General features: G+C 70.5%; 18 protein-coding genes, 1 rRNA gene and 1 riboswitch. Of the genes, 5 read left to right on the forward strand and 14 right to left on the reverse strand.

All coding sequences use genetic code 11. The annotated features are described in order from the left end of the window. Positions 1-13 precede the first annotated feature (13 nt). Positions 14-1,621 (reverse strand): helix-turn-helix domain-containing protein, encoded by a 1,608-nt coding sequence (locus tag ABT288_RS34235; protein ID WP_351616259.1) that lies wholly within the window; start codon positions 1,619-1,621, stop codon positions 14-16. Between the two features lie 285 nt (positions 1,622-1,906). Continuing rightward, positions 1,907-2,395, reverse strand: a complete 489-nt coding sequence (locus ABT288_RS34240) for a molybdopterin-dependent oxidoreductase (RefSeq protein WP_351616262.1) — start codon at positions 2,393-2,395, stop codon at positions 1,907-1,909. 207 nt (positions 2,396-2,602) lie between these two features. On the opposite strand from ABT288_RS34240, the gene modA reads away from it, so the two are divergent. Genes modA through ABT288_RS34260 form a run of 4 tightly spaced genes read left to right on the forward strand, consistent with a single transcriptional unit; the run spans position 2,603 to position 5,934 of the window. Then, positions 2,603-3,424, forward strand: coding sequence for a molybdate ABC transporter substrate-binding protein (gene modA / locus ABT288_RS34245; RefSeq protein WP_351616265.1), 822 nt, complete (start codon positions 2,603-2,605; stop codon positions 3,422-3,424). Beyond that, positions 3,421-4,281: a molybdate ABC transporter permease subunit gene (gene modB, locus ABT288_RS34250; protein ID WP_351616268.1), complete on the forward strand. Its 861-nt coding sequence runs from the start codon at positions 3,421-3,423 to the stop codon at positions 4,279-4,281. Before modA ends, modB begins: the two co-directional genes overlap by 4 nt. Beyond that, a complete protein-coding gene (locus ABT288_RS34255; RefSeq protein WP_351616271.1) occupies positions 4,278-5,486 on the forward strand; it encodes an ABC transporter ATP-binding protein in 1,209 nt (402 codons plus the stop codon). Before modB ends, ABT288_RS34255 begins: the two co-directional genes overlap by 4 nt. A 28-nt stretch (positions 5,487-5,514) precedes the next feature. Continuing rightward, positions 5,515-5,934, forward strand: a complete 420-nt coding sequence (locus tag ABT288_RS34260; protein WP_351616274.1) for a TOBE domain-containing protein — start codon at positions 5,515-5,517, stop codon at positions 5,932-5,934. A gap of 52 nt (positions 5,935-5,986) precedes the next feature. Here the strand turns inward: ABT288_RS34260 and gcvP are convergent, their stop codons facing one another. Continuing rightward, positions 5,987-8,872, reverse strand: a complete 2,886-nt coding sequence (gene gcvP / locus ABT288_RS34265) for an aminomethyl-transferring glycine dehydrogenase (RefSeq protein ID WP_351616276.1) — start codon at positions 8,870-8,872, stop codon at positions 5,987-5,989. Between the two features lie 176 nt (positions 8,873-9,048). Further along, positions 9,049-9,143, reverse strand: a riboswitch (glycine riboswitch). 119 nt (positions 9,144-9,262) lie between these two features. Here gcvP and ABT288_RS34270 point away from each other — a divergent pair. Further along, entirely contained in the window at positions 9,263-9,634 is a 372-nt protein-coding gene (locus ABT288_RS34270) for a PRC-barrel domain-containing protein (protein WP_351616279.1), read from the forward strand. Here ABT288_RS34270 and ABT288_RS34275 read toward each other — a convergent pair. The 11 genes from ABT288_RS34275 to rrf all read right to left on the reverse strand — a co-directional run. Next, positions 9,556-10,971 (reverse strand): DNA polymerase IV, encoded by a 1,416-nt coding sequence (locus ABT288_RS34275; protein ID WP_351616281.1) that lies wholly within the window; start codon positions 10,969-10,971, stop codon positions 9,556-9,558. The two genes, ABT288_RS34270 and ABT288_RS34275, sit on opposite strands and share 79 nt — an antisense overlap. A gap of 55 nt (positions 10,972-11,026) precedes the next feature. Beyond that, positions 11,027-11,710, reverse strand: a complete 684-nt coding sequence (locus tag ABT288_RS34280) for a MerR family transcriptional regulator (protein ID WP_351616284.1) — start codon at positions 11,708-11,710, stop codon at positions 11,027-11,029. Between the two features lie 228 nt (positions 11,711-11,938). Further along, on the reverse strand, positions 11,939-12,412 hold the full coding sequence (locus ABT288_RS34285) for a bifunctional nuclease family protein (RefSeq protein ID WP_053666762.1): 474 nt from the start codon (positions 12,410-12,412) through the stop codon (positions 11,939-11,941). 85 nt (positions 12,413-12,497) lie between these two features. Continuing rightward, the gene (ftsR, locus tag ABT288_RS34290) at positions 12,498-13,235 is read right to left on the reverse strand and encodes a transcriptional regulator FtsR (RefSeq protein ID WP_351616287.1); all 738 of its coding nucleotides are present in this window, start codon (positions 13,233-13,235) and stop codon (positions 12,498-12,500) included. A gap of 44 nt (positions 13,236-13,279) precedes the next feature. Beyond that, positions 13,280-14,107, reverse strand: coding sequence for a zinc-ribbon and FHA domain-containing protein (locus ABT288_RS34295; protein ID WP_351616289.1), 828 nt, complete (start codon positions 14,105-14,107; stop codon positions 13,280-13,282). A gap of 190 nt (positions 14,108-14,297) precedes the next feature. Beyond that, entirely contained in the window at positions 14,298-15,191 is an 894-nt protein-coding gene (locus tag ABT288_RS34300; RefSeq protein ID WP_351616292.1) for a DUF881 domain-containing protein, read from the reverse strand. 5 nt (positions 15,192-15,196) lie between these two features. After that, entirely contained in the window at positions 15,197-15,529 is a 333-nt protein-coding gene (locus ABT288_RS34305) for a small basic family protein (protein WP_003988855.1), read from the reverse strand. Further along, positions 15,526-16,434 (reverse strand): DUF881 domain-containing protein, encoded by a 909-nt coding sequence (locus tag ABT288_RS34310; RefSeq protein WP_351616295.1) that lies wholly within the window; start codon positions 16,432-16,434, stop codon positions 15,526-15,528. Before ABT288_RS34310 ends, ABT288_RS34305 begins: the two co-directional genes overlap by 4 nt. Before the next feature lie 144 nt (positions 16,435-16,578). Beyond that, positions 16,579-19,074, reverse strand: a complete 2,496-nt coding sequence (locus ABT288_RS34315) for a sugar phosphate nucleotidyltransferase (protein WP_351616297.1) — start codon at positions 19,072-19,074, stop codon at positions 16,579-16,581. Between the two features lie 114 nt (positions 19,075-19,188). Continuing rightward, the gene (gene clsA, locus ABT288_RS34320) at positions 19,189-19,797 is read right to left on the reverse strand and encodes a cardiolipin synthase ClsA (RefSeq protein ID WP_076086671.1); all 609 of its coding nucleotides are present in this window, start codon (positions 19,795-19,797) and stop codon (positions 19,189-19,191) included. A gap of 107 nt (positions 19,798-19,904) precedes the next feature. Continuing rightward, positions 19,905-19,999: ribosomal RNA gene (gene rrf / locus ABT288_RS34325) — 5S ribosomal RNA — on the reverse strand; the annotation flags it as partial.

Below are 19,999 nucleotides of genomic sequence, written 5' to 3' on the forward strand. Positions count from 1 at the left end.
CACACGCCTGCCGTCACCGGCACAGCAGTGCCGCCCACAGGTCGAGCCGGTCCCGCAGCCGGGACAGGTCGCGCCCGGTGAGCCGCTCGATGCGCTCCACCCGGTAGTGCACCGTGTTGACGTGCAGATGCAGCGCCTGTGCGGTGCGCGCCCAGGAGCCGTCGCAGGTCAGGAAGGTCTCCAGCGTGCTCAGCAGGGCGGCGGTGGCGGGCCGGTCGGCCTCCAGCAACGGGCCGAGGACGCCATGGCTGAAGGCGCCACGCACGTCGGCCGGCACCCCCGTGAGCAGGGCGTCGAGGGTGGTGAGGGAGCCGGCGTCGGTCAGGCGGGAGGCGTCGGGCGCGGTGGTGCGGGCCGAGGTGAGGGCGTAGCGGGCCCGCGCCAGCGCGCCGCCCAGCCCCTCCGGTGCCGCCGCGGGCATGCCGATACCGGCGTGCAGCACGACACCGGGCACGCAGTCGGCGACCAGCGGCCACGCCTCGTCCGCCCAGCCGGCCGGCGCACCGCACAGCACCGCGAAGGCGCACCCGTCCGGCAGCCTCCCCACGGCGGCCGCCACGACGGGAGTCCCCGCGCCGGCATCCCCCTCGGCCGCACCGCCCTGGCCCCCCGTCCCGCCGACGGCACCGGCACCGGCACTTCGGGCATCCCCCGGCAGATGCCCGGCCAGCTCCCTCAACGCGCCCTCGGCGAGCGGTACTTCACCCTCCGGTGACCGCCGTGCCATCGCGTCCGCGACGATGACCTGGTACGGCCCCGAATCCGGCAGTCCGCACCGGCGCAGGGCCGCCTCCACCGTGCCGTCCTCCCGGCCGGCCGGCACGGCCAGCAGGGCGCCGAGTTCGTCCGCCGCGCGGGGTCCGGCCGACGGACGCCGGGTGCCGGCCTGCTGACAGTGCGCCAACACGGCGGCGACCTCGTGCAGCATGCGCGGCGGGGCCGCGTCGGGGCCGGGCAGGTACAGCAGCCAGCGCTCGTACGGCGACACCCCGCCGGCGTCGACCGAGGCGGTCAGCCCGGGCCCGTCCGCGAGGAGCGCGACCGCCTCCCGCGCCGGCACGGCGGGTGCGCCGGCCGTGGCCGCGACCGTCCGCCCGCTCGGGGTGAAGACGTACGCGGCGGTCCCGCCGAGCTGGGCGAAGGCCGCTGCGAGGACGGTGTCCGGCCCGGCCTCCTGCGCGAGCAGCCGGCTCAGCCGCACGCGCGCGTTCTCCGGCAGCGCGTGATGCCGGCTCAGCCCGGCCCACTGGCGCAGGTACACGGTGTCCGTGATCGCCCGGAACATGATGTGCGCCGGCACCCCGGCGACCGGCACCCGGTGGCGTGCGCACGCCTGGACCAGGTCGTCCGGCACGCTCCCATGGGTCTCCTCCCCCGCGAGCAGTGCGGCGGCGCCCGCGTCCTTCAGCGCCGAGACGAACCGCTCCGCCTTGCCGGTGCCGGCCTCCGGCGTCCACCAGACGAGTCCACTGACCACCACCTCGCCCGGCCGCACGAACCGGGCCGGGTCCTCCAGGTCCGTGACGGTCACTCCGCTGACTTCGCGCCTCAGCAGCGCGTCCTCCGCCCACAGCAGGCGCAGACCGAGGGAGGCGTCCCCCAGGAGGTGTTCGACGTACATGTGCTGGCTCCTCGTACGGCCGCCGGGCGGTGAACGAAACCCCCCGGCATCTCGCATCCACCAGGTGAGTGCGAGATGAAGCATCGTAAATGCAAGCCTTGGGGAGTGGAATGCCTCTTGGTGGATCCTCCAGCCGCAGGGGCCTGGCCACCGGGGTTTCCGTGCTCCGCACCAGTCGTCCGGGCCGGCCGCCGTTGGTTCACTTCCGGCCATGGGCCTGAACGCGGTGACCGGGGCGTACCTGTTCTCACCGCTCTTCGAGCAGTGCTGCCGTGCGTTCCTCGTTCACCGAAGTGCCGCTGCCGCGTGACCGGGTGCGGCGGGCGCCGGACCGGCACAGGGGTAGCCGCCGTCCACCCGGATCGCCGTGATCCCGCTGATGTGCCGGGCCCCGCACCGGTCCTGCGGAAGCACCAGCTGGGGCCCGGCCGTGTCCAGCGGGGTGTCGTCGATGCGCACGCCCAGCAGGACGGGCGCGTCCGCGAAGTCCGGGTCGATCTCGGCCCAGGACAGTATGGCGTGGTGGCCGTCGGTGCCGGTCACCACGATGAGATAGCGCAGCCGGTCCTTGCGGCGCGCCGGGTCGAAGCCGGGCCCCGCGTCGGCGAGGACGTCGTACAGGCGCGGACCGGCGAACCGGTGGTGCTGGATGCCGCTGGTCGCGCACTCGAAGCTGACGTCCACCCGGTGCTGCGGCCAGCGGAGCAGGTCCGGCACGGTCAGCCGGGCGGGCCGGGCCAGATCACCGGTCACGGCGACTTCCACGAGCGTCATCGGCGACCACCTCCCGCAGGACCGTACCCGCCACAGAGCGCCGTACAAACGCACATGCAAGCTTCACGTCACAAGTTCGCAGCTCATGCGATGCGACAGGAGACTTACAGCTGGCAGATGCGGCAGTATCATCGCCGCACGGCCGGTGCCGCCGGCCGTGACAGGGCGCGACAGTCGTTCCACAGAACCTCGAGGAGTAGATCCGTGATGACCCGTTCCGTGCGCCGGACCCGGCGAATGCTGCAGCTGGCCGGTGCGGGAGCCGCCGCCCTGATGGCACTCAGCGCCTGCTCCTCGTCCTCGAACTCGTCCAGCACCAAGTCGGACACGTCGGACTCCGCCTCCCCGAAGCTGTCCGGCAACATCACCGTGTTCGCCGCCGCCTCCCTGAAGGAGAGCTTCACGACCCTGGGCAAGGAGTTCGAGCAGCAGCACCCGGGCACCAAGGTCAGCTTCAACTTCGGCGGCAGCGACACCCTCGCCGCGAGCATCACCGGCGGTGCCCCGGCGGACGTCTTCGCTGCCGCCAGCCCCAAGACCATGGCAATCGTGACGGTCAAGAAGGACGCGGCCGGCACTCCGGCCACCTTCGTCCGCAACCAGCTGGAGATCGCCACCCTGCCGGGCAACCCCGACAAGGTGTCCTCCCTGAAGGACCTCACCAAGTCCGGCCTGAAGGTCGTGCTGTGCGACAAGACCGTGCCGTGCGGCGCCGCCGCGCAGAAGGCCCTGGACGCCGGCAGCATCAAGCTGACCCCGGTCTCCTACGAGCAGGACGTCAAGTCCGCCCTGAACAAGGTGGAGCTGAAGGAGGCCGACGCCGCGGTCGTCTACAGGACCGATGTGAAGTCCGCGGGTGGCAAGGTGGAGGGCGTGGAGTTCCCCGAGTCCGCCAAGGCGATCAACGCCTACCCGATCGTCCTGCTGAAGAACGCGCCGAACGCCGCTGCCGCCCAGGCGTTCATCGCTCTGGTGCGGTCCGCCGAGGGCCAGAAGGTGCTGAGCGGTGCGGGGTTCCTCAAGCCGTGACCTCGCTCGACAAGCCCGGCGCAGCGACCAGCCCCCGCACGGGCCGGCCGCTGCGCCGCCGCGTCGGCACGGGGGCCCGGCGCGGGGTGCCGTTGCCGCTGCTGCTGCCGGGCCTGCTGGCAATGGCGTTCCTGTTGCTGCCGCTGGTCGCGCTGCTCATCCGCGCGCCCTGGCGCAGCCTGCCGGAGCAGCTGTCCAGCACCGAGGTGTGGCAGGCGCTCCAGCTGTCGCTGGTCAGCGCCACGGCGGCGACGGCGGTGAGCCTGGTGCTGGGCGTACCGCTGGCCTGGCTGCTGGCCCGTACGGAGTTCCCCGGCCGGGGCCTCGTACGGGCCCTGGTGACACTGCCGCTGGTGCTGCCGCCGGTGGTCGGCGGTGTGGCGCTGCTGCTGGCCCTCGGCCGCAACGGCGTGATCGGCAAGGGGCTGGACGCCTGGTTCGGGATCACGCTGCCGTTCACCACCGCCGGGGTGGTGATCGCGGAGGCGTTCGTCGCGATGCCGTTCCTGGTCATCAGCGTCGAGGGCACCCTGCGCGCGGCCGACCCGCGCTTCGAGGAGGCGGCGACCACGCTGGGCGCGTCCCGCTTCACCGCGTTCCGCCGGGTCACCCTGCCGCTGATCGCGCCCGGCATCGCGGCGGGCGCGGTCCTTGCGTGGGCGCGTGCGCTCGGCGAGTTCGGCGCGACGATCACCTTCGCGGGCAACTTCCCCGGCCGCACCCAGACCATGCCCCTCGCGGTCTACCTGGCCCTGCAGAACGACCCCGACGCCGCGATCTGCCTCAGCCTGGTCCTGCTGACGGTATCGATCGCGGTGCTGGCGGGGTTGCGGGACCGTTGGGTGACGGCATCATGACGAACACCCGCCCCACCCACGGACAACCCACGGCCGCCGACGGCGCCCAGGCCCCGCAGGGGCCACCCGCACCCGACGACGAAAGCCGCACGAGTGGTGCGGGTGGGAACCCAGAGCCGGTCGAAGGCCGGCACCCCACCACGCACCCGCACACGCCCCCGAACACGGACGGCCTGGACGCCCACCTCGTCATCGACCGCACCGCATTCCGCCTGGACATAACCCTCACCGCCGCCCCCGGAGAGGTCCTCGCCCTCCTCGGCCCCAACGGCGCCGGCAAGACCACCGCACTGCGCGCGCTCGCCGGCCTCACCCCTCTCTCCGACGGCCACCTGCGCCTCGACGGTGCCGCCCTGGAGCACACTCCCCCGGAGTCCCGCCCGGTCGGCGTGGTCTTCCAGGACTACCTGCTCTTCCCCCACCTCTCCGCCCTGGACAACGTCGCCTTCGGCCCCCGCTGCCAGGGTGCGTCCAAGGCGGAGGCCCGTGCCCGGGCCTCCGCGTGGCTGGACCGCATGGGCCTCGCCGCCCACGCGGGAGCCAAGCCGCGCCGCCTGTCCGGCGGGCAGGCCCAGCGCGTGGCCCTCGCCCGCGCCCTGGCCACCCGCCCGAGGCTGCTTCTCCTCGACGAGCCGCTGGCCGCCCTGGACGCCCGTACCCGCCTGGAGGTCCGTGCCCAACTGCGCCGACACCTGGCCGAGTTCGAGGCGGTCGCCGTCCTGGTCACGCACGATCCGCTGGATGCCATGGTGCTCGCGGACCGGCTGGTCGTCATCGAGCACGGCCGGGTCGTCCAGGAGGGCGGCCCCGCCGACATCGCCCGTCATCCGCGCACCGACTACATCGCCCAGCTCGTCGGCCTCAACCTCTACCGCGGCCAGGCGGACGGACACACGGTACGACTCGACGCGGGCCCGGCGATCACGACCACCGAGGCGCTGTCCGGTCCGGCCTTCGTGGCCTTTCCCCCGTCGGCCGTCACCCTGTTCCGGGACCGCCCCACCGGCGCCAGCGCCCGTAACCACTGGCGCTGCGAGGTGGCCGCGCTCGAGACACACGGCGACCAGATCCGCGCCGACCTCACCGGCGAGCTCCCCCTCGCCGCCGACCTCACCACGGTCGCCGCGGCCGAACTCGATCTGCATCCGGGCGCTGCCGTCTGGGCGACGGTCAAAGCGGCGCAGACACACGCATACCCAGCCTGAGCGGGTGGGCGTTCTACCGTGAGTGCCCATGACCCTGAGCATCCGCAACCAGCTCCCCGGCACCGTCACCGAGGTCCACCCGGGCGAGGCCATGGCCACCGTCAAGCTCCGTCTGGAGGGCGGCCAGCACCTCATGGCGGCCATCACCAAGGAGTCCGCCGAGGACCTCTCCCTCACCCCCGGCTCGACCGTCCGCGCTCTTGTCAAGTCGACCGAGGTCTCCCTGGCCACCCATCGGGTCGAGGGCCTGTCGATCCGCAACCAGCTTCAGGGCACCATCGTCGGCCTCACCACCGGCGCCGTCATGGCCTCCGTGAAGATCTCCGTCGACGACGGCGAACTGACCGCGGCGATCACCAAGGAGGCGGTCACCGACCTCGGCCTCTTCGTGGGCTCCGACGTGGTCGCCCTGATCAAGGCGACCGAGGTGTCCCTGGCGACGGCATGACACGCCGAGGGCCCCGCCCGGAGACCGGACGGGGCCCTGCGGCACGACCTGCTCAGTCCTCGTACGCGTCCAGCGGCGGGCAGGAGCACACCAGGTTGCGGTCACCGAAGGCCTGGTCGATACGGCGTACCGGCGGCCAGTACTTGTCGGCGGCCGAGACACCGGCGGGGAAGACGGCCTCCTCGCGGCTGTAGGCGTGCTTCCACTCACCGCCGAGCGCGGCGGCGGTGTGCGGGGCGTTGCGCAGCGGGTTGTCCTCCGCCGGCCACTCGCCGGCGCCTGCCTTCTCGATCTCCGCGCGGATGGCGATCATCGCGTCGCAGAACCGGTCCAGCTCGGTGAGGTCCTCCGACTCGGTCGGCTCGATCATCAGCGTGCCGGCCACCGGGAAGGACATGGTCGGCGCGTGGAAGCCGTAGTCGATCAGGCGCTTGGCCACGTCGTCCACGCTGACGCCGGTGGCCTTGGTCAGCGGGCGCAGGTCGATGATGCACTCGTGCGCGACCAGGTTGCCGGGGCCGGTGTAGAGCACCGGGTAGTGCGGCTCCAGGCGCTTGGCGACGTAGTTCGCCGAGAGCACGGCCACCTGCGTGGCCCGCTTGAGGCCCTCGCCGCCCATGAGGCGGACATACGCCCAGGAGATGGGCAGGATGCCCGCCGAGCCCCAGGGAGCGGCCGAGATCGGGCCGACGCCCGTCTCCGGGCCCGCGGCCGGCTGCATCGGGTGGTTCGGCAGGTACGGCGCCAGGTGCGAGCGGACCGCGACCGGGCCGACGCCGGGGCCACCGCCGCCGTGCGGGATGCAGAAGGTCTTGTGCAGGTTCAGGTGCGAGACGTCACCGCCGAAGTGGCCCGGCTTGGCCAGGCCGACCAGGGCGTTCAGGTTCGCGCCGTCGACGTACACCTGGCCGCCGGCCTCGTGCACCTGGGCGCAGATGTCGGCGACGTGCTCCTCGAACACGCCGTGCGTGGACGGGTACGTGATCATCAGCACCGCCAGCTCTTCGCGGTACTGCTCGATCTTGGCGCGCAGGTCGGCGACGTCGATCTCGCCGTCCTCGGCGGTCTTGACGACGACGACCTTCATGCCCGCCATCACGGCGCTGGCCGCGTTGGTGCCGTGCGCGGAGGACGGGATCAGGCAGACGGTGCGCTGCTCGTCGCCGTTGGCGCGGTGGTAGCCGCGGACGGCGAGCAGACCGGCCAGCTCGCCCTGGGAGCCGGCGTTCGGCTGCAGGGAGACCTTGTCGTAGCCGGTGACCTCGGCGAGACGTTCCTCCAGCTCACGGATGAGCGTGAGGTAACCCTCGGCCTGCTCGGCGGGCACGAAGGGGTGCAGCTGACCGAACTCCGGCCAGGTGACCGGCTCCATCTCGGTGGTCGCGTTGAGCTTCATGGTGCAGGAGCCCAGCGGGATCATGCCGCGGTCGAGCGCGTAGTCACGGTCGGCCAGCCTGCGCAGGTAGCGCAGCATCGCGGTCTCGGAGCGGTGCTGGTGGAAGACCGGGTGGGTGAGGTACGCGTCGGTGCGCAGCAGCGCCTCGGGGAGGGTGTCCTCGGCGGTCGCGTCCAGCGCCTCGATGTCGCCCTTGACGCCGAAGGCGGACCAGACGGCCTCCAGCTGGGCCCGCTTGGTGGTCTCGTCGCAGGCGATCGAGACGTGGTCGGCGTCGGCGAGGTGGAGGTTGACGCCGTTCTCCCGGGCGGCGGCGGCGACCTCGGCGGCCTTGCCGGGCACGCGCGCGGTGAGGGTGTCGAAGTAGGCGCCGTGGACGATCTCGACGCCGCCGGCCTTCAGGCCCTCGGCGAGGATCGTGGCGTACCGGTGCGTCCGCCGGGCGATGGCCTTGAGCCCCTCCGGCCCGTGGTAGACGGCGTACATGCCGGCCATCACGGCGAGCAGCACCTGCGCGGTGCAGATGTTGCTGGTCGCCTTCTCCCGGCGGATGTGCTGCTCACGGGTCTGCAGCGCGAGCCGGTAGGCCTTGTTGCCGTCCGCGTCGACGGAGACGCCCACGAGCCGGCCGGGCAGGCTGCGGGCGAACTTCTCGTGCACCGCCATGTAGCCGGCGTGCGGGCCGCCGAAGCCCATCGGCACACCGAAGCGCTGGGTCGTGCCGACGGCGATGTCGGCGCCCAGTTCGCCCGGCGAGGTCAGCAGGGTCAGGGCGAGCAGGTCGGCGGCGACGGTGACGAGCGCGCCGAGTTCATGTGCCTGGTCGATGACCGGCTTGATGTCGCGTACGGCACCGGAGGCGCCCGGGTACTGGAGCAGCACGCCGTTGATCTCACGCGCGGCCATGTCGGCCGGGATGCCGTCGCTGAGGTCGGCGACGACGACCTCGACACCGGTCGGCTCGGCGCGGGTCTGGATGACGGCGATGGTCTGCGGCAGCGCGTCCGCGTCGATCAGGAACAGGCCCTTCTTGTTCCTGCCCATGCGCCGGGACAGCGCCATGGCCTCGGCGGCCGCGGTGCCCTCGTCCAGCAGGGAGGCGCCGGAGGTGGGCAGCCCGGTGAGCTCGGCGACCACGGTCTGGAAGTTCAGCAGGGCCTCGAGACGCCCCTGGGAGATCTCCGGCTGGTACGGCGTGTAGGCCGTGTACCAGGCCGGGTTCTCCATGACGTTGCGCAGGATGACCGGCGGGGTGAAGGTGCCGTAGTACCCGAGCCCGATCATGGAGTCGAGGACCTGGTTGCGGTCGGCGAGCGAGCGCAGCTCGGCGAGCACCTCCGCCTCGGTGCGGGCGCCCGGCAGGTCGAGGGCGTCGGCGTTCTTGATCACATCCGGGACCGCCGCGGCGGTCAGCTCGTCGAGGGAGCCGTAGCCGACCTGCGCGAGCATCTTGGCCCGCGCCTCCTGGTCGGGCCCGATGTGGCGCTGCTCGAACGGGATGCCCGCTTCGAGCTCCGAGAGCGGAATACGATGGGCGGTCATTGCGGAGGCCTCCTGGTCTGACGCGACCTTCGAAGGGCACCACGGCGCGGGTGCCCCGACGGCCTCCCCCTCTGTCATCTCAACCTGAGAGCTTCACCGGACGCCCTGTGGGACGCCGGCTTTCACCGTCGGTGAGAGCGGAAGCCGTCGACATCCGCCCTGCTTTCCAGAGTGACCTCGTCCGTGCGGTACGTGAGCCTGAGAGATTCCGGGGAGGATTTGCTCCTTCGGCGCCTCCGAGGTGGTCGGAGGACTCTCCCGCACGGGGTCAGCAGCCGCTGTCAGCCTACCAGCGGGGTCAACGGCCGGGTCCTCGAGTGGCCACCTCCCTGAATGTGCTCTTTCGTAGTGCTTACGGATGTATTGCGACCACGTGGAGGGAGAGGGACCGTGCAGACCGACATCGATCCGCGCAACCTGATCGGCCGCAAGGCGTTCGACCGCACCGGCACCAAGATCGGGACCATCGACGAGGTGTACCTCGACGACGCGACCGGCGTGCCCGAGTGGGCGGCCATACGCACCGGCCTGTTCTCCCGCGACGCCTTCGTCCCTCTCGAACCGAGCGAACTGATCGAAGGCTCCCTCCATGTCCCCTTCGACCGCGCCCTGATCAAGGACGCCCCGGACTTCGGCGTGGGCCGCCATCTGTCCCCCGAACAGGAACTCCAGCTCTACCACCACTACGGCCTGGACGTGGTCTCACGCCCCTCGGCCCCGGACCACGACTTCGGCAAGCTGGCGGGGTCGGAGGAAACCTGATCGGAGCCTTCCGCGACCAACGGCAACGGATCGGCGGGCTCCAGCGCGCAATCACCGACGAAGAACGTCCGCACCCTCCCCGGAGGGGACTGCGGCGTCTCGAACCGCACGGTGACCCGACCCAGCCCACTCCCCTGCACCCACCCGTGCCCGTACTCCGCATGCCTTACGTCCTGTCCGGCGCGCCAGTGTCTTTCGACGGGCTCCGGCCCCTCCACGGCAACCTCGGGCCCGGCCTCCTCCGGCGTCTCCGCCGCCGGCGAGGGCATCGCCTGCGCGAACAGGTCCTCCTGGGTGTAGTCGGCGAGCCCGGAGACACCCACGCCCAGCAGCCGTACCCCACCCGTGGTGTCCACGGAGTCCAGCAACCGCGCGGCCGCCTCCCGCACGACCGCCGGATCGTCCGTGGGCCCTCTGAGCGTCTCGGAGCGGGTCAGGGTCGAGAAGTCGTACCTGCGCACCTTAAGCACGATCGTCCGCCCCGACAGCCCGGCCCCGCGCAGCCGTCCCACACACCGGTCGGCGAGCCGCTGCACCTCCAGGCCGATCCGCAGCCGGTCGTGGATGTCCACGTCGTAGGTGTCCTCGACCGACACCGACTTCGCCTCACGCTCGGCCACCACGGGCCGCTCGTCATGGGCCAGGGCCATGGCGTGGAGCGCGTGCCCGTGCGCCTTGCCGAGCAGCCGGACCAGCTCGTCCTCGCCCGCTTCTGCCAGCTCCTCGACCGTCGTGATCCCGGCCCGGCGCAGATGGTCCCCCGTGGCCGGCCCCACCCCCGGCAGGGTCCGCACCGGCATCGGCCCCAGCAGCGCCCGCTCGGACCCCGGCTCGATGAGCACCAGGCCGTCCGGCTTGGCCTGCTCCGAGGCGATCTTGGCGAGCATCTTGGAGGCGGCGAGCCCCACCGATCCCGTCAGCCCGGTGACCGCCCGTATGTCCGCGCGCAGCCGGGTCCCGGCCAGCCGCGCCGATTCCTCGTCCCAGGCCGTCCCGCCGGCCTCCAGGTCCACGAAGGCCTCGTCCAGGCTGAGCGGCTCCACCAGCGGCGACAGCTCCCGCAGCAGCGCCATCACCTGCTCGCTGATCGCCCGGTACACGGTGAAGCGCGGCACCAGATACGCGGCGTTGGGTGCCAGCCGGCGCGCCTGGGCCATGGGCATCGCCGAGTGCACCCCGAAGACCCGCGCCTCGTACGACGCGGTGGCCACCACCCCGCGCGGTCCGAGCCCGCCCACGACGACCGCCTTCCCGCGCAGGCTCGGCTTGGATGCCTGCTCCACCGAGGCGTAGAAGGCATCCATGTCGAGATGCAGGATCGTGGGCGCGTTTCTCACATCTCCGATGCTGCACCACGGCACTGACAATGCCCCGCCGTGGAGGGGGCCGGTGTCAGACCGCCCGGTTGCGGCGCCGCGCCAGCTCGTCCGCGGGGTTGTGGCCGACGAGGGTCTCGCCCGTGTCGATGCGTTCGCCGTGCAGCTGCGAGAGCGCGCTTTCCACGTCCCGCCACACCACGCCGACGGCGATCCCGAAGATGCCCTGACCGCCCTGGAGCAGGGCGTGGACCTCGTCCGGCGAGGTGCACTCGTAGACCGTGGCGCCGTCGCTCATCAGGGTCAACCGCTCCAGGTCACGGAAACCGCGTTCCCGGAGGTGCTGCACGGCCGTGCGGATGTTCTGCAGCGAGACCCCGGTGTCCAGGAACCGCTTGACGATCTTCAGGACGACGACGTCACGAAAGCTGTACAGCCGCTGCGTGCCCGACCCGTACGCGGGCCGCACACTCGGCTCGACCAGCCCCGTGCGTGCCCAGTAGTCCAGTTGCCGGTAGGTGATGCCGGCCGCTGCGCAGGCCGTCGGCCCGCGATAACCGATCTGTTCCGATGCCATGGACGCCGCCCCTCCGCCGTTCGGCACCACCGTCGGCCGCTGCGGAGCGTGATCGACCGCGCTGCTCGGTTGGGGGTACCCCCTCTTCGAACGCAGCTGAGAGCTCGGGGGAGGGTACGGACCGCTCCCCCCGAACCCTTGTCCGGGGGCACCCCCAGCCGTACCGTCGCCGCTGGTTCTCACGCCGACCTCCGTCCTTGACCTGCCTTCACGACGGTAGGCAGTCACCAGGGGTGCGTCAACGATCGCCACACTCGGCACGCCGAGTGATAATCACCCTAGGAGTGGTTTCCCGTGCCCCACCGCGGGGAAAGGCTAGCCGAATGCTTTCGGGGGAGGCCGTAGGACGCTCTCATTGGCCGGTGGCACATGCCCGCGCACGGGGCTGCGAAGCTCACCGGCCGTTCGCCTTCACTGGCTGCTGGTGCCGAAGTCCTCGGGCGAGATCTGGTCGAGGAACTCGCGGAACTTCTCCACCTCGTCCTCCTGCTCGTCCGGAATGGCGATGCCGGCGTCGTCCAGCACCGCGTCACTGCCGTAGATCGGCGTTCCGGTACGCAGGGCCAGCGCTATGGCATCGGAGGGACGGGCGCTGACCTCGACGCCGCTGGCGAAGACCAGCTCCGCGTAGAAGACACCTTCCCGCAGATCGGTGATGCGTACCTCGGTCAGCTCCTGGCCGACGGCCTCCAGCACGTCCTTGAACAGGTCGTGCGTCAGCGGCCTGGCGGGGGCCATGCCCTGCTGGGCGAAGGCGATGGCCGTCGCCTCCCCCGGCCCGATCCAGATGGGGAGGTAACGGTCGCCTCCCACTTCGCGCAGGAGCACGATCGGTTGGTTGGAGGGCATTTCGACCCGGACACCTACGACATCGAGCTCGTTCACACAGCAACCCTAGGCCGTGCCCGGGACGTTTGGGTAGTCGGGCCGGGAACAGGTGCCCGATCCGGCCGCCCGCGGCCCCCGGCGTTCACGGCAGCCGCACCCCGAGAGCGGTCTTCACCAGTGCCGCGTGCAGCTTGACGGTAAGCGCGGCCAGCTCCTTCGTACGGGCCTCGGCATGGGCCCTGGTCTGCGGGTTGCGGTGGCGTTTGAGCGGGGCCACCACCTGGTCGACCAGTCCGGCCTCGCGATCGGCGGCCGCCTTCATCACCCGAAGGTGGCGCGGCTCGATCCCGAACCGGCCCAGTTCGGCGACGAGCGAGGCCACGGTGACCGCCTCCGCGTCGTACGCCCCGTCCTCCAGGGGAGCGATGAGCCCGTACGACTCCCACTCCTTCAGGTCACCCTCGTCGACCTCCGCGGCCGCCATCAGCTCGGCCCTGCCCACCCGGGCCACCGTGGGCGCCGCGACCGGCCCCGGAAGATCCTCGGCGGTGCGCTGACGGCCCACGACGGGCAGCTGGACCGTCTCGCCCCGCTCCATGGCGTCCAGGTGCTCGCGGATCACCTTGAGCGGCAGATAGTGGTCCCGCTGCATCCTCAGCACATGCGCCAGGCGCTCGACATCCCCGGCGCTGAACTTGCGGTACCCCGAAGGGGTCCGCTGCGGCTCGATGAGCCCCTCCGACTCCAGGAAACGGATCTTGGAGATGGTGACTTCGGGGAATTCGTCGCGCAGCTCGTTCAGCACCGTGCCGATGCTCATCAGCCCACTGTCCCTGGCGGCGGTACCGCTTCCGGCACCGCCGCTCGGTGTTTGAAGCATGGACCTTCCCTGGGAGTCCCCCCGGACACCGGTCCGGGGGCGGGTCAGATGGCCTGCCGGCTCGCGTAGAACACCAGCCGGTACTTGCCGATCTGCACCTCGTCACCGTTCGACAGGGCGACCTGGTCGATCCGCTCGCGGTTGACGTACGTGCCGTTCAGGCTGCCCACGTCGGCCACGGTGAACGAACCGTCCGGGGAGCGCCGGAACTCCACATGCCGGCGCGAGACCGTGACGTCGTCCAGGAAGATGTCGCTCTGCGGGTGACGGCCGGCCGTGGTCAGGTCGCTGTCCAGCAGGAAGCGGCTGCCCGAGTTCGGCCCCCGGCGCACCACGAGCAGCGCGGAGCCCGCCGGCAGTGCGTCCACCGCGGCCTGCGCCTCGGGCGACAGCATCGGCATCTGCGTCTGGCCGGTGACCTCGGCGTCGTAGGCCTCGAGACCGGAGATCGAGATCGTGGACGTCGTCTCGGCGGCACGCTCCGGGGTCACTCCGGGGCGCAGCGGCGCGCCACAGTTGGAACAGAAGCGGGCGTTCTCCGCGTTGCGGTTACCGCACCTCGTACACACCAGGACCGACATGGACGGATCCTCCTGCGGCTGCCCCGCCGGGGCGTTGGACGCGTACGGACCGGGGGCGAACCCTCCACCCGCACCTGAGGTTGACGGTTGGCCGAAACCTATGCCGCCGGACTGGGCAGGGTCAACCGACGCCCCGCCCTGACCTCCGGAAATGTCACCGCCCGGACCAGCGACCTGGTCCCTGAACAGCGGGCGCTGACCCTCCGCGTCAGGCTGTGCGCGGTGACGAGCGGTCGCGTTGTCGCTGCCCTCTCGCGCGCTCTTGCGGAACAACTTCGCAAACAACTTCACGGGCGATTCCCCTTGACCGAAACAGACCCGCCCGTGGGGCAGGACGAACCCTGATTGCCTACACCGGCCGAGCCGGACATTCTCACAACGTCCGTATCCACCAGACAGTTTCCACCACGCACCACCCCTTCGGTGCGCCGACCCCCCGCAACCTCATGCCCCTGCCTGACGTCCCCCATGCACCGCCGGTTCACTGGGAGGACGACCGAGCGTAGTCAGGCCGCTTCGCCTGCCGCAAGGCGTCCACGACGATCTTGTCCGACTGCTGGACCGACACCGTGGCCTGCTCCTTCTCCAGTGTCTGCACCACGCCTCCGGGGATGTTCAGCGCCGGCTCCAGGTCCTGCGGCTTGCCGATGACCTGGAAACGATAGGGGGCGTTGATCTTGTTCCCGTCGACGCCGACGCCGTTGCCGGAGTCCGTGAAATAGGTGCCCGCGACCACACGGACCCCGTTCACCTGGATCGCCTCCGCACCGGCCGCGCGCAGCTCCTGGATCGCGTCGAGCAGCATGTCCGCCTTGACCGTCCCCTTCGTGTCCTCGATCGTCATCGTGATGCCGGGGCCCTGCGCCGCCACGGTGCCCGCCAGAATGCCGAGTTGCTTCTCCTTCTCGGCCGTCTGCTTGCGGGCCTCCGCCGCCTGGTCGGAGCTGCTCTGCAATTCCTGGCGCTGCTTGTCGAGTCCCTGCTTCTCGTCCTCAAGACGCTGAGTACGCGAATCCAGTTCATCGAGGATGCGAACAAGATCCTCCTGGCGTGCGCCGCGCAGCGCGCTGTTGCTGTCACTGTTGGACGCCACCTGCACCGCCAGGCCGAAGCCGAGGCCGAACAGCAGCAGGGCGACGATGAGTTGGGCCCGGGTCACCCGCGGCGGCCACAGCCCCTTCACCAGCCGCTCCCGGCCGGTCAGCGACGCCTCCGCCCGCTGCTCCTGCTGCTCCGGCGCCTGCTCCGGTGCCCGCGCGGGCACCTCCTCGGGCAGTTCCTTGCGCAGCCTGTTCTCCGGCTGCTCCGGCTTGCCCGACTGCTCCGGCTGGCCCGGCCGCTCCGGCTGCTCGTTCCGCTCGTTCTGCTCGCTCATCGATGTCACGCCCGGAACACGTGCCGCCGGATCGCCGCGGCGTTGGAGAAGATCCGGATGCCGAGGACGACCACGACACCCGTGGACAGCTGCGCGCCCACGCCCAACTTGTCGCCCAGGAACACGATCAGTGCGGCGACGACCACGTTCGACAGGAACGAGACCACGAAGACCTTGTCGTCGAAGATCCCGTCGAGCATGGCCCGCAGACCGCCGAACACGGCGTCCAGCGCCGCGACGACGGCGATCGGCAGATAAGGCTCGACGACCGCCGGAACCTCGGGCCGGACCAACAGGCCGGCCACGACTCCCACGACGAGGCCCAGTACGGCGATCACGATGTGCCCTTCTCAGTCTTCTCGGTGCTCGGCTGTGCTGTGCGTACGATCACACTCGGTGCGGCGGGCAACCGCAGGTCGCCCGCCGTGGAGATGGTGGTGCGGATGCCGAAGTTCTGCTCCAGGGCGTGCAGATACAGGCCGTCCTCACTGTTGCGGAAATCGGTGTTCAACCGATCCCCGTTCCCCACCGCCAGCACCGTGTACGGCGGCACCAGCGGCCTGTTGTCGACCAGTATCGCGTCCCCCGCGGCCCTGATCGCGGACAGGGCGGTCAGCCGCTGCCCGTTGATGGAGATGGCCTCGGCGCCGGACTCCCACAGCCCGTTCACCACGCGCTGCATGTCCCGGTCGCGCACCCGGCCGGTGTCGGAGAACCCGGAGGTCTCCCGCGGGTTGGTGCCGTCACCGCCGGTGCTGGCCTCCTTGGCGTCGTTCACGACCAGCTCGACGCCCGGGCCATGGACCGCCGTGGCCCCCGACAGCACGTCCACCAGGTCGGCCTGTGCGCTGCCGCCGCTCGACCTCAGCGCCGCCCGCTGGCGCGCGCTGACGTCGTCCCGGAGCTTGTCGACCGCGCCCTCCAGCTTGTCCGCGTTGGCGGTCTCGCTGTCGATGCGGTCGATCAGCTCCTGCCGCTCCTTGGCGACGACGGGCGCCGCCGCCTGCGTCTGTGCCGCCCCGACGGTCACGACCAGCGCCGCGAGGACGAGGCCGGCCGCGAGGCCGAGCTTCGCCCGGAGGGTCCTGGGCAGGCCGCCCTCGCCCTGGGACTTCCTGCGGGCGGCGGCCTCGGCGTACCCGTCGTCGAGGCTGTGGTCCATGACGTTGGTGATCAACGACATGGAGGCGTCCGGACGCTGCGGCCGCGTGGGGCTGCTCCGAACGGGGGGTTGCTGCGGCATGCCGCACATCGTCGCATGTCGCGAGGAGTACCTCCGAATGGCCCCACCGGCGTGCCGGACAGGCCCCCTCGGGGGACACCTGTCCGGCACGCGCGTGTGCGTGGGTTTTGCCGTCGGGCGGTCTGTGTTCCGGTCTCTCTCCCCTTACCGCCCGGCGCTGTCCACGACGGCCGACCACTCGTCCAGCAGGGCCTGCGCCGAGGCGTCGTCCGGCCCCTCGGCCCACAGATGGGTGACGGCCTCGGCCGGGTCGGGCAGTACCATCACCCAGCGCCCGTCCGTCTCCACGACCCGCACACCGTCCGTCGTGTCGACAAAGCGATCCCCTGCAGCCTCGACCACCCGCCGCATGACCAGCCCCTTCACGGCCCACGGCGTGGCCAGGTCCCGCTTGAGGACGTGCGCCCGCGGGATCCGCGCGTCGATCTGGCTCAGCGTGAGCTGGGTGCGCGCCACCAGCCCGATCAGCCGTACGAAGGCCGCCGTGCCGTCGTAGACGCTGCTGAACTCGGGCACGATGAAGCCGCCCTTGCCGTCACCGCCGAAGATCGTGCCCTCCTCGCCGCCGACGCGCGTGAGGTCGTCGGGCGAGGTGGTGGTCCACTCGACCTGGGTGCCGTGGTAGGCGGCCACCTGCTCGGCGATCCGGGTCGTGGTCACCGGCAGCGCCACCCGGCCGCTGCGCCGCTCCGCGGCCACCAGGTCCAGCATCACGAGCAGCGCCCGGTCGTCCTCGATGATCCGGCCCTTCTCGTCCACGAGCGACAGCCGCTCACCGACGGGGTCGAACCGGACACCGAACGCGGCCCCCGAGGACGCCACTATCTCGCCCAGCCGCACCAGGCCCTTACGCCGCATCTCGGCCGTCTCCGTGGGGCGGGACTCGTCCAGACCGGGGTTGATGGTCAGGGAGTCCACGCCGAGCTTGCCGAGCAGGCTGGGCAGCACCAGCCCGGCGCTGCCGTTGGAGGCGTCGACGACGACCTTCAGGCCGGACTCGGCGATCCCGTTCGTGTCGACGTTCCGCAGCAGCGATCCGGTGTACGAGTCGAAGACGCTCGCCGGGAAGTACAGGTCGCCGATCTCACCGGGGAACGCCCGCCGGTACTCCTGCCGCGCGAACACCCGGTCCAGCTTGCGCTGGCTGCCCTGCGACAGGTCGGCGCCGTTGCCGTCGAAGAACATGATGTCGACCGAGTCCGGCACGCCCGGGGAGGTCCGGATCATGATGCCGCCGGCACTGCCGCGCGCGGTCTGCTGCCGGGCCACGGGCAGCGGTACGTTCTCCAGGTCACGTACGTCGATGGCGCTGGCCTGCAAGGCGGAGATGACCGCCCGCTTGAGCGCACGGGCGCCCCGCGAGTGGTCGCGGGCCGTCGTGACCGTGGAGCCCTTCTTGAGGGTCGTGGCGTAGGCGCCGGCCAGCCGCACGGCGAGTTCCGGCGTGATCTCCACGTTCAGGATGCCGGACACACCGCGGGCGCCGAACAGATGAGCCTGCCCCCTCGACTCCCAGATGACGGACGTGTTGACGAAGGCGCCGGCCTCGATGGTCTTGAACGGGTAGACCCGGACGTTGCCCTGAACGATCGATTCCTCACCGATCAGGCACTCGTCACCGATGACCGCGCCGTCCTCGATCCGCGCGGCGCGCATGATGTCGGTGTTCTTGCCGACGACGCAGCCGCGCAGATTGCTGTGCTGTCCGACGTACACGTTGTCGTGCACGACGGCCTTGTGCAGAAAGGCGCCGCTCTTGACGACGACGTTCGAGCCGACGACCGTGTGCTCCCGGATCTCCGCGCCGGCCTCGACCTTCGCGTAGTCGCCGATGTACAGCGGCCCGCGCAGTACGGCATCGGGGTGCACCTCGGCACCCTCCGCCACCCATACACCGGCAGAGATCTCGAAGCCGTCGATGTCGACGTTGACCTTGCCCTCGAGAACGTCGGCCTGGGCCTTCACATAGCTCTCGTGGGTGCCGACGTCCTCCCAGTAGCCCTCGGCCACAAAGCCGTAGATCGGCTTGCCTTCCTTCATCAGCTGCGGGAAGACGTCACCGGACCAGTCGACCGGAACATCGGGTTCCACGTAGTTGAAGACCTCGGGCTCCATGACATAGATGCCCGTGTTGACCGTGTCGGAGAAGACCTGCCCCCAGGTCGGCTTCTCCAGGAAACGCTCGACCTTCCCTTCCTCGTCGACGATGGTGATGCCGAACTCCAGCGGATTGGGCACCCGGGTCAGACAGACCGTGACCAGCGCGCCCTTCTCCTTGTGGAAATTGATCAGCTCCGTGAGGTCGAAGTCGGTCAGGGCATCGCCGGAGATGACGAGGAAAGCATCGTCCTTCAACGCCTCTTCGGCGTTCTTGACGCTTCCGGCGGTACCGAGTGGCTTCTCCTCATTGGCATAAGTGAGCTCCATTCCGAGCTCTTCGCCGTCGCCGAAGTAGTTCTTGACGAGCGATGCCAGGAACTGGACGGTGACAACGGTCTCGGTGAGCCCGTGCCTTTTGAGCAGCCGGAGCACGTGCTCCATGATCGGGCGGTTGGCCACGGGCAGGAGCGGCTTGGGCATGCTAGAGGTCATGGGGCGCAGGCGGGTGCCTTCGCCCCCGGCCATCACGACGGCCTTCATGTCGGAAGCGTCCTCCTCCAAGAGACGACGGTCTAGCCGACTTCACCCGTCCAGATTGTCCCGCACTTTTCCACCGCGGGCCATCGTGGCGTAACGTCCGGACAATCGCCGAGCTCAATCGGCCATGGCGTCCGCACGAACCAAACGGCGGACCTGTACCACGTAGAGCACTCCTGCCCACCAGTAGAGCGTTGTACCCCACCCGGCGAACGCCCATCCGAAAACAGCGGCGAGTGACGCGATCCAACCGTGTCCGTCGCTGAGGAGCAGGAGCGGGAAGGCGTACATCAGGTTGAACGTGGCGGCTTTCCCGAGGAAGTTCACCTGCGGCGGTGGATAGCCGTGCCGGCGGAGGATACCCACCATCACCAGGAGCATCAGCTCCCTCGCGAGCAGGAGGGCGGTCAGCCACAGCGGCAGGATCTCCCGCCAGGTGAGACCGACCAGCGTGGAAAGAACATAGAGCCGGTCGGCAGCGGGATCAAGAAGCCGGCCGAGACTGCTGATCTGATTCCAGCGCCGTGCGAGCTTGCCGTCGAGATAGTCACTGATCCCGCTGAAGGCCAGCACGAGGAGAGCCCAGCCGTCGCTCTTGGGACCCCCGAACTCGGGCCTGAGGATCAGCCACAGGAAGAGGGGTACGCCGACGAGCCGTGCCATGCTGAGGATGTTGGGGATGGTGAGGACCCGGTCCGTCTGGACACGGGTCTCCTGGACCTCCACCCGGGGGCCTCCTGTGCGAAACGAGCCAACGATGCCCCCCGACCCTACCTCAACGTAAAAAAGCTCCGGCCCCTGGGCAGTGCCCAAGAGCCGGAGTTGTAAAAGGAGTTCGGCGGTGTCCTACTCTCCCACAGGGTCCCCCCTGCAGTACCATCGGCGCTGTGAGGCTTAGCTTCCGGGTTCGGAATGTAACCGGGCGTTT

The organism is Streptomyces sp. NPDC001093 (assembly GCF_040298985.1).
Taxonomy (GTDB): Bacteria; Actinomycetota; Actinomycetes; order Streptomycetales; family Streptomycetaceae; genus Streptomyces.

Bases quoted from the DNA above. Each gene is read 5' to 3' on its own strand.
- ABT288_RS34235 (WP_351616259.1), bottom strand. From the start codon at position 1,621: ATGTACGTCGAACACCTCCTGGGGGACGCCTCCCTCGGTCTGCGCCTG.
- ABT288_RS34240 (WP_351616262.1), bottom strand. From the start codon at position 2,395: ATGACGCTCGTGGAAGTCGCCGTGACCGGTGATCTGGCCCGGCCCGCC.
- modA (WP_351616265.1), top strand. From the start codon at position 2,603: ATGACCCGTTCCGTGCGCCGGACCCGGCGAATGCTGCAGCTGGCCGGT.
- ABT288_RS34255 (WP_351616271.1), top strand. From the start codon at position 4,278: ATGACGAACACCCGCCCCACCCACGGACAACCCACGGCCGCCGACGGC.
- ABT288_RS34260 (WP_351616274.1), top strand. From the start codon at position 5,515: ATGACCCTGAGCATCCGCAACCAGCTCCCCGGCACCGTCACCGAGGTC.
- gcvP (WP_351616276.1), bottom strand. From the start codon at position 8,872: ATGACCGCCCATCGTATTCCGCTCTCGGAGCTCGAAGCGGGCATCCCG.
- ftsR (WP_351616287.1), bottom strand. From the start codon at position 13,235: ATGCTTCAAACACCGAGCGGCGGTGCCGGAAGCGGTACCGCCGCCAGG.
- ABT288_RS34300 (WP_351616292.1), bottom strand. From the start codon at position 15,191: ATGAGCGAGCAGAACGAGCGGAACGAGCAGCCGGAGCGGCCGGGCCAG.
- ABT288_RS34310 (WP_351616295.1), bottom strand. From the start codon at position 16,434: ATGCCGCAGCAACCCCCCGTTCGGAGCAGCCCCACGCGGCCGCAGCGT.
- ABT288_RS34315 (WP_351616297.1), bottom strand. From the start codon at position 19,074: ATGAAGGCCGTCGTGATGGCCGGGGGCGAAGGCACCCGCCTGCGCCCC.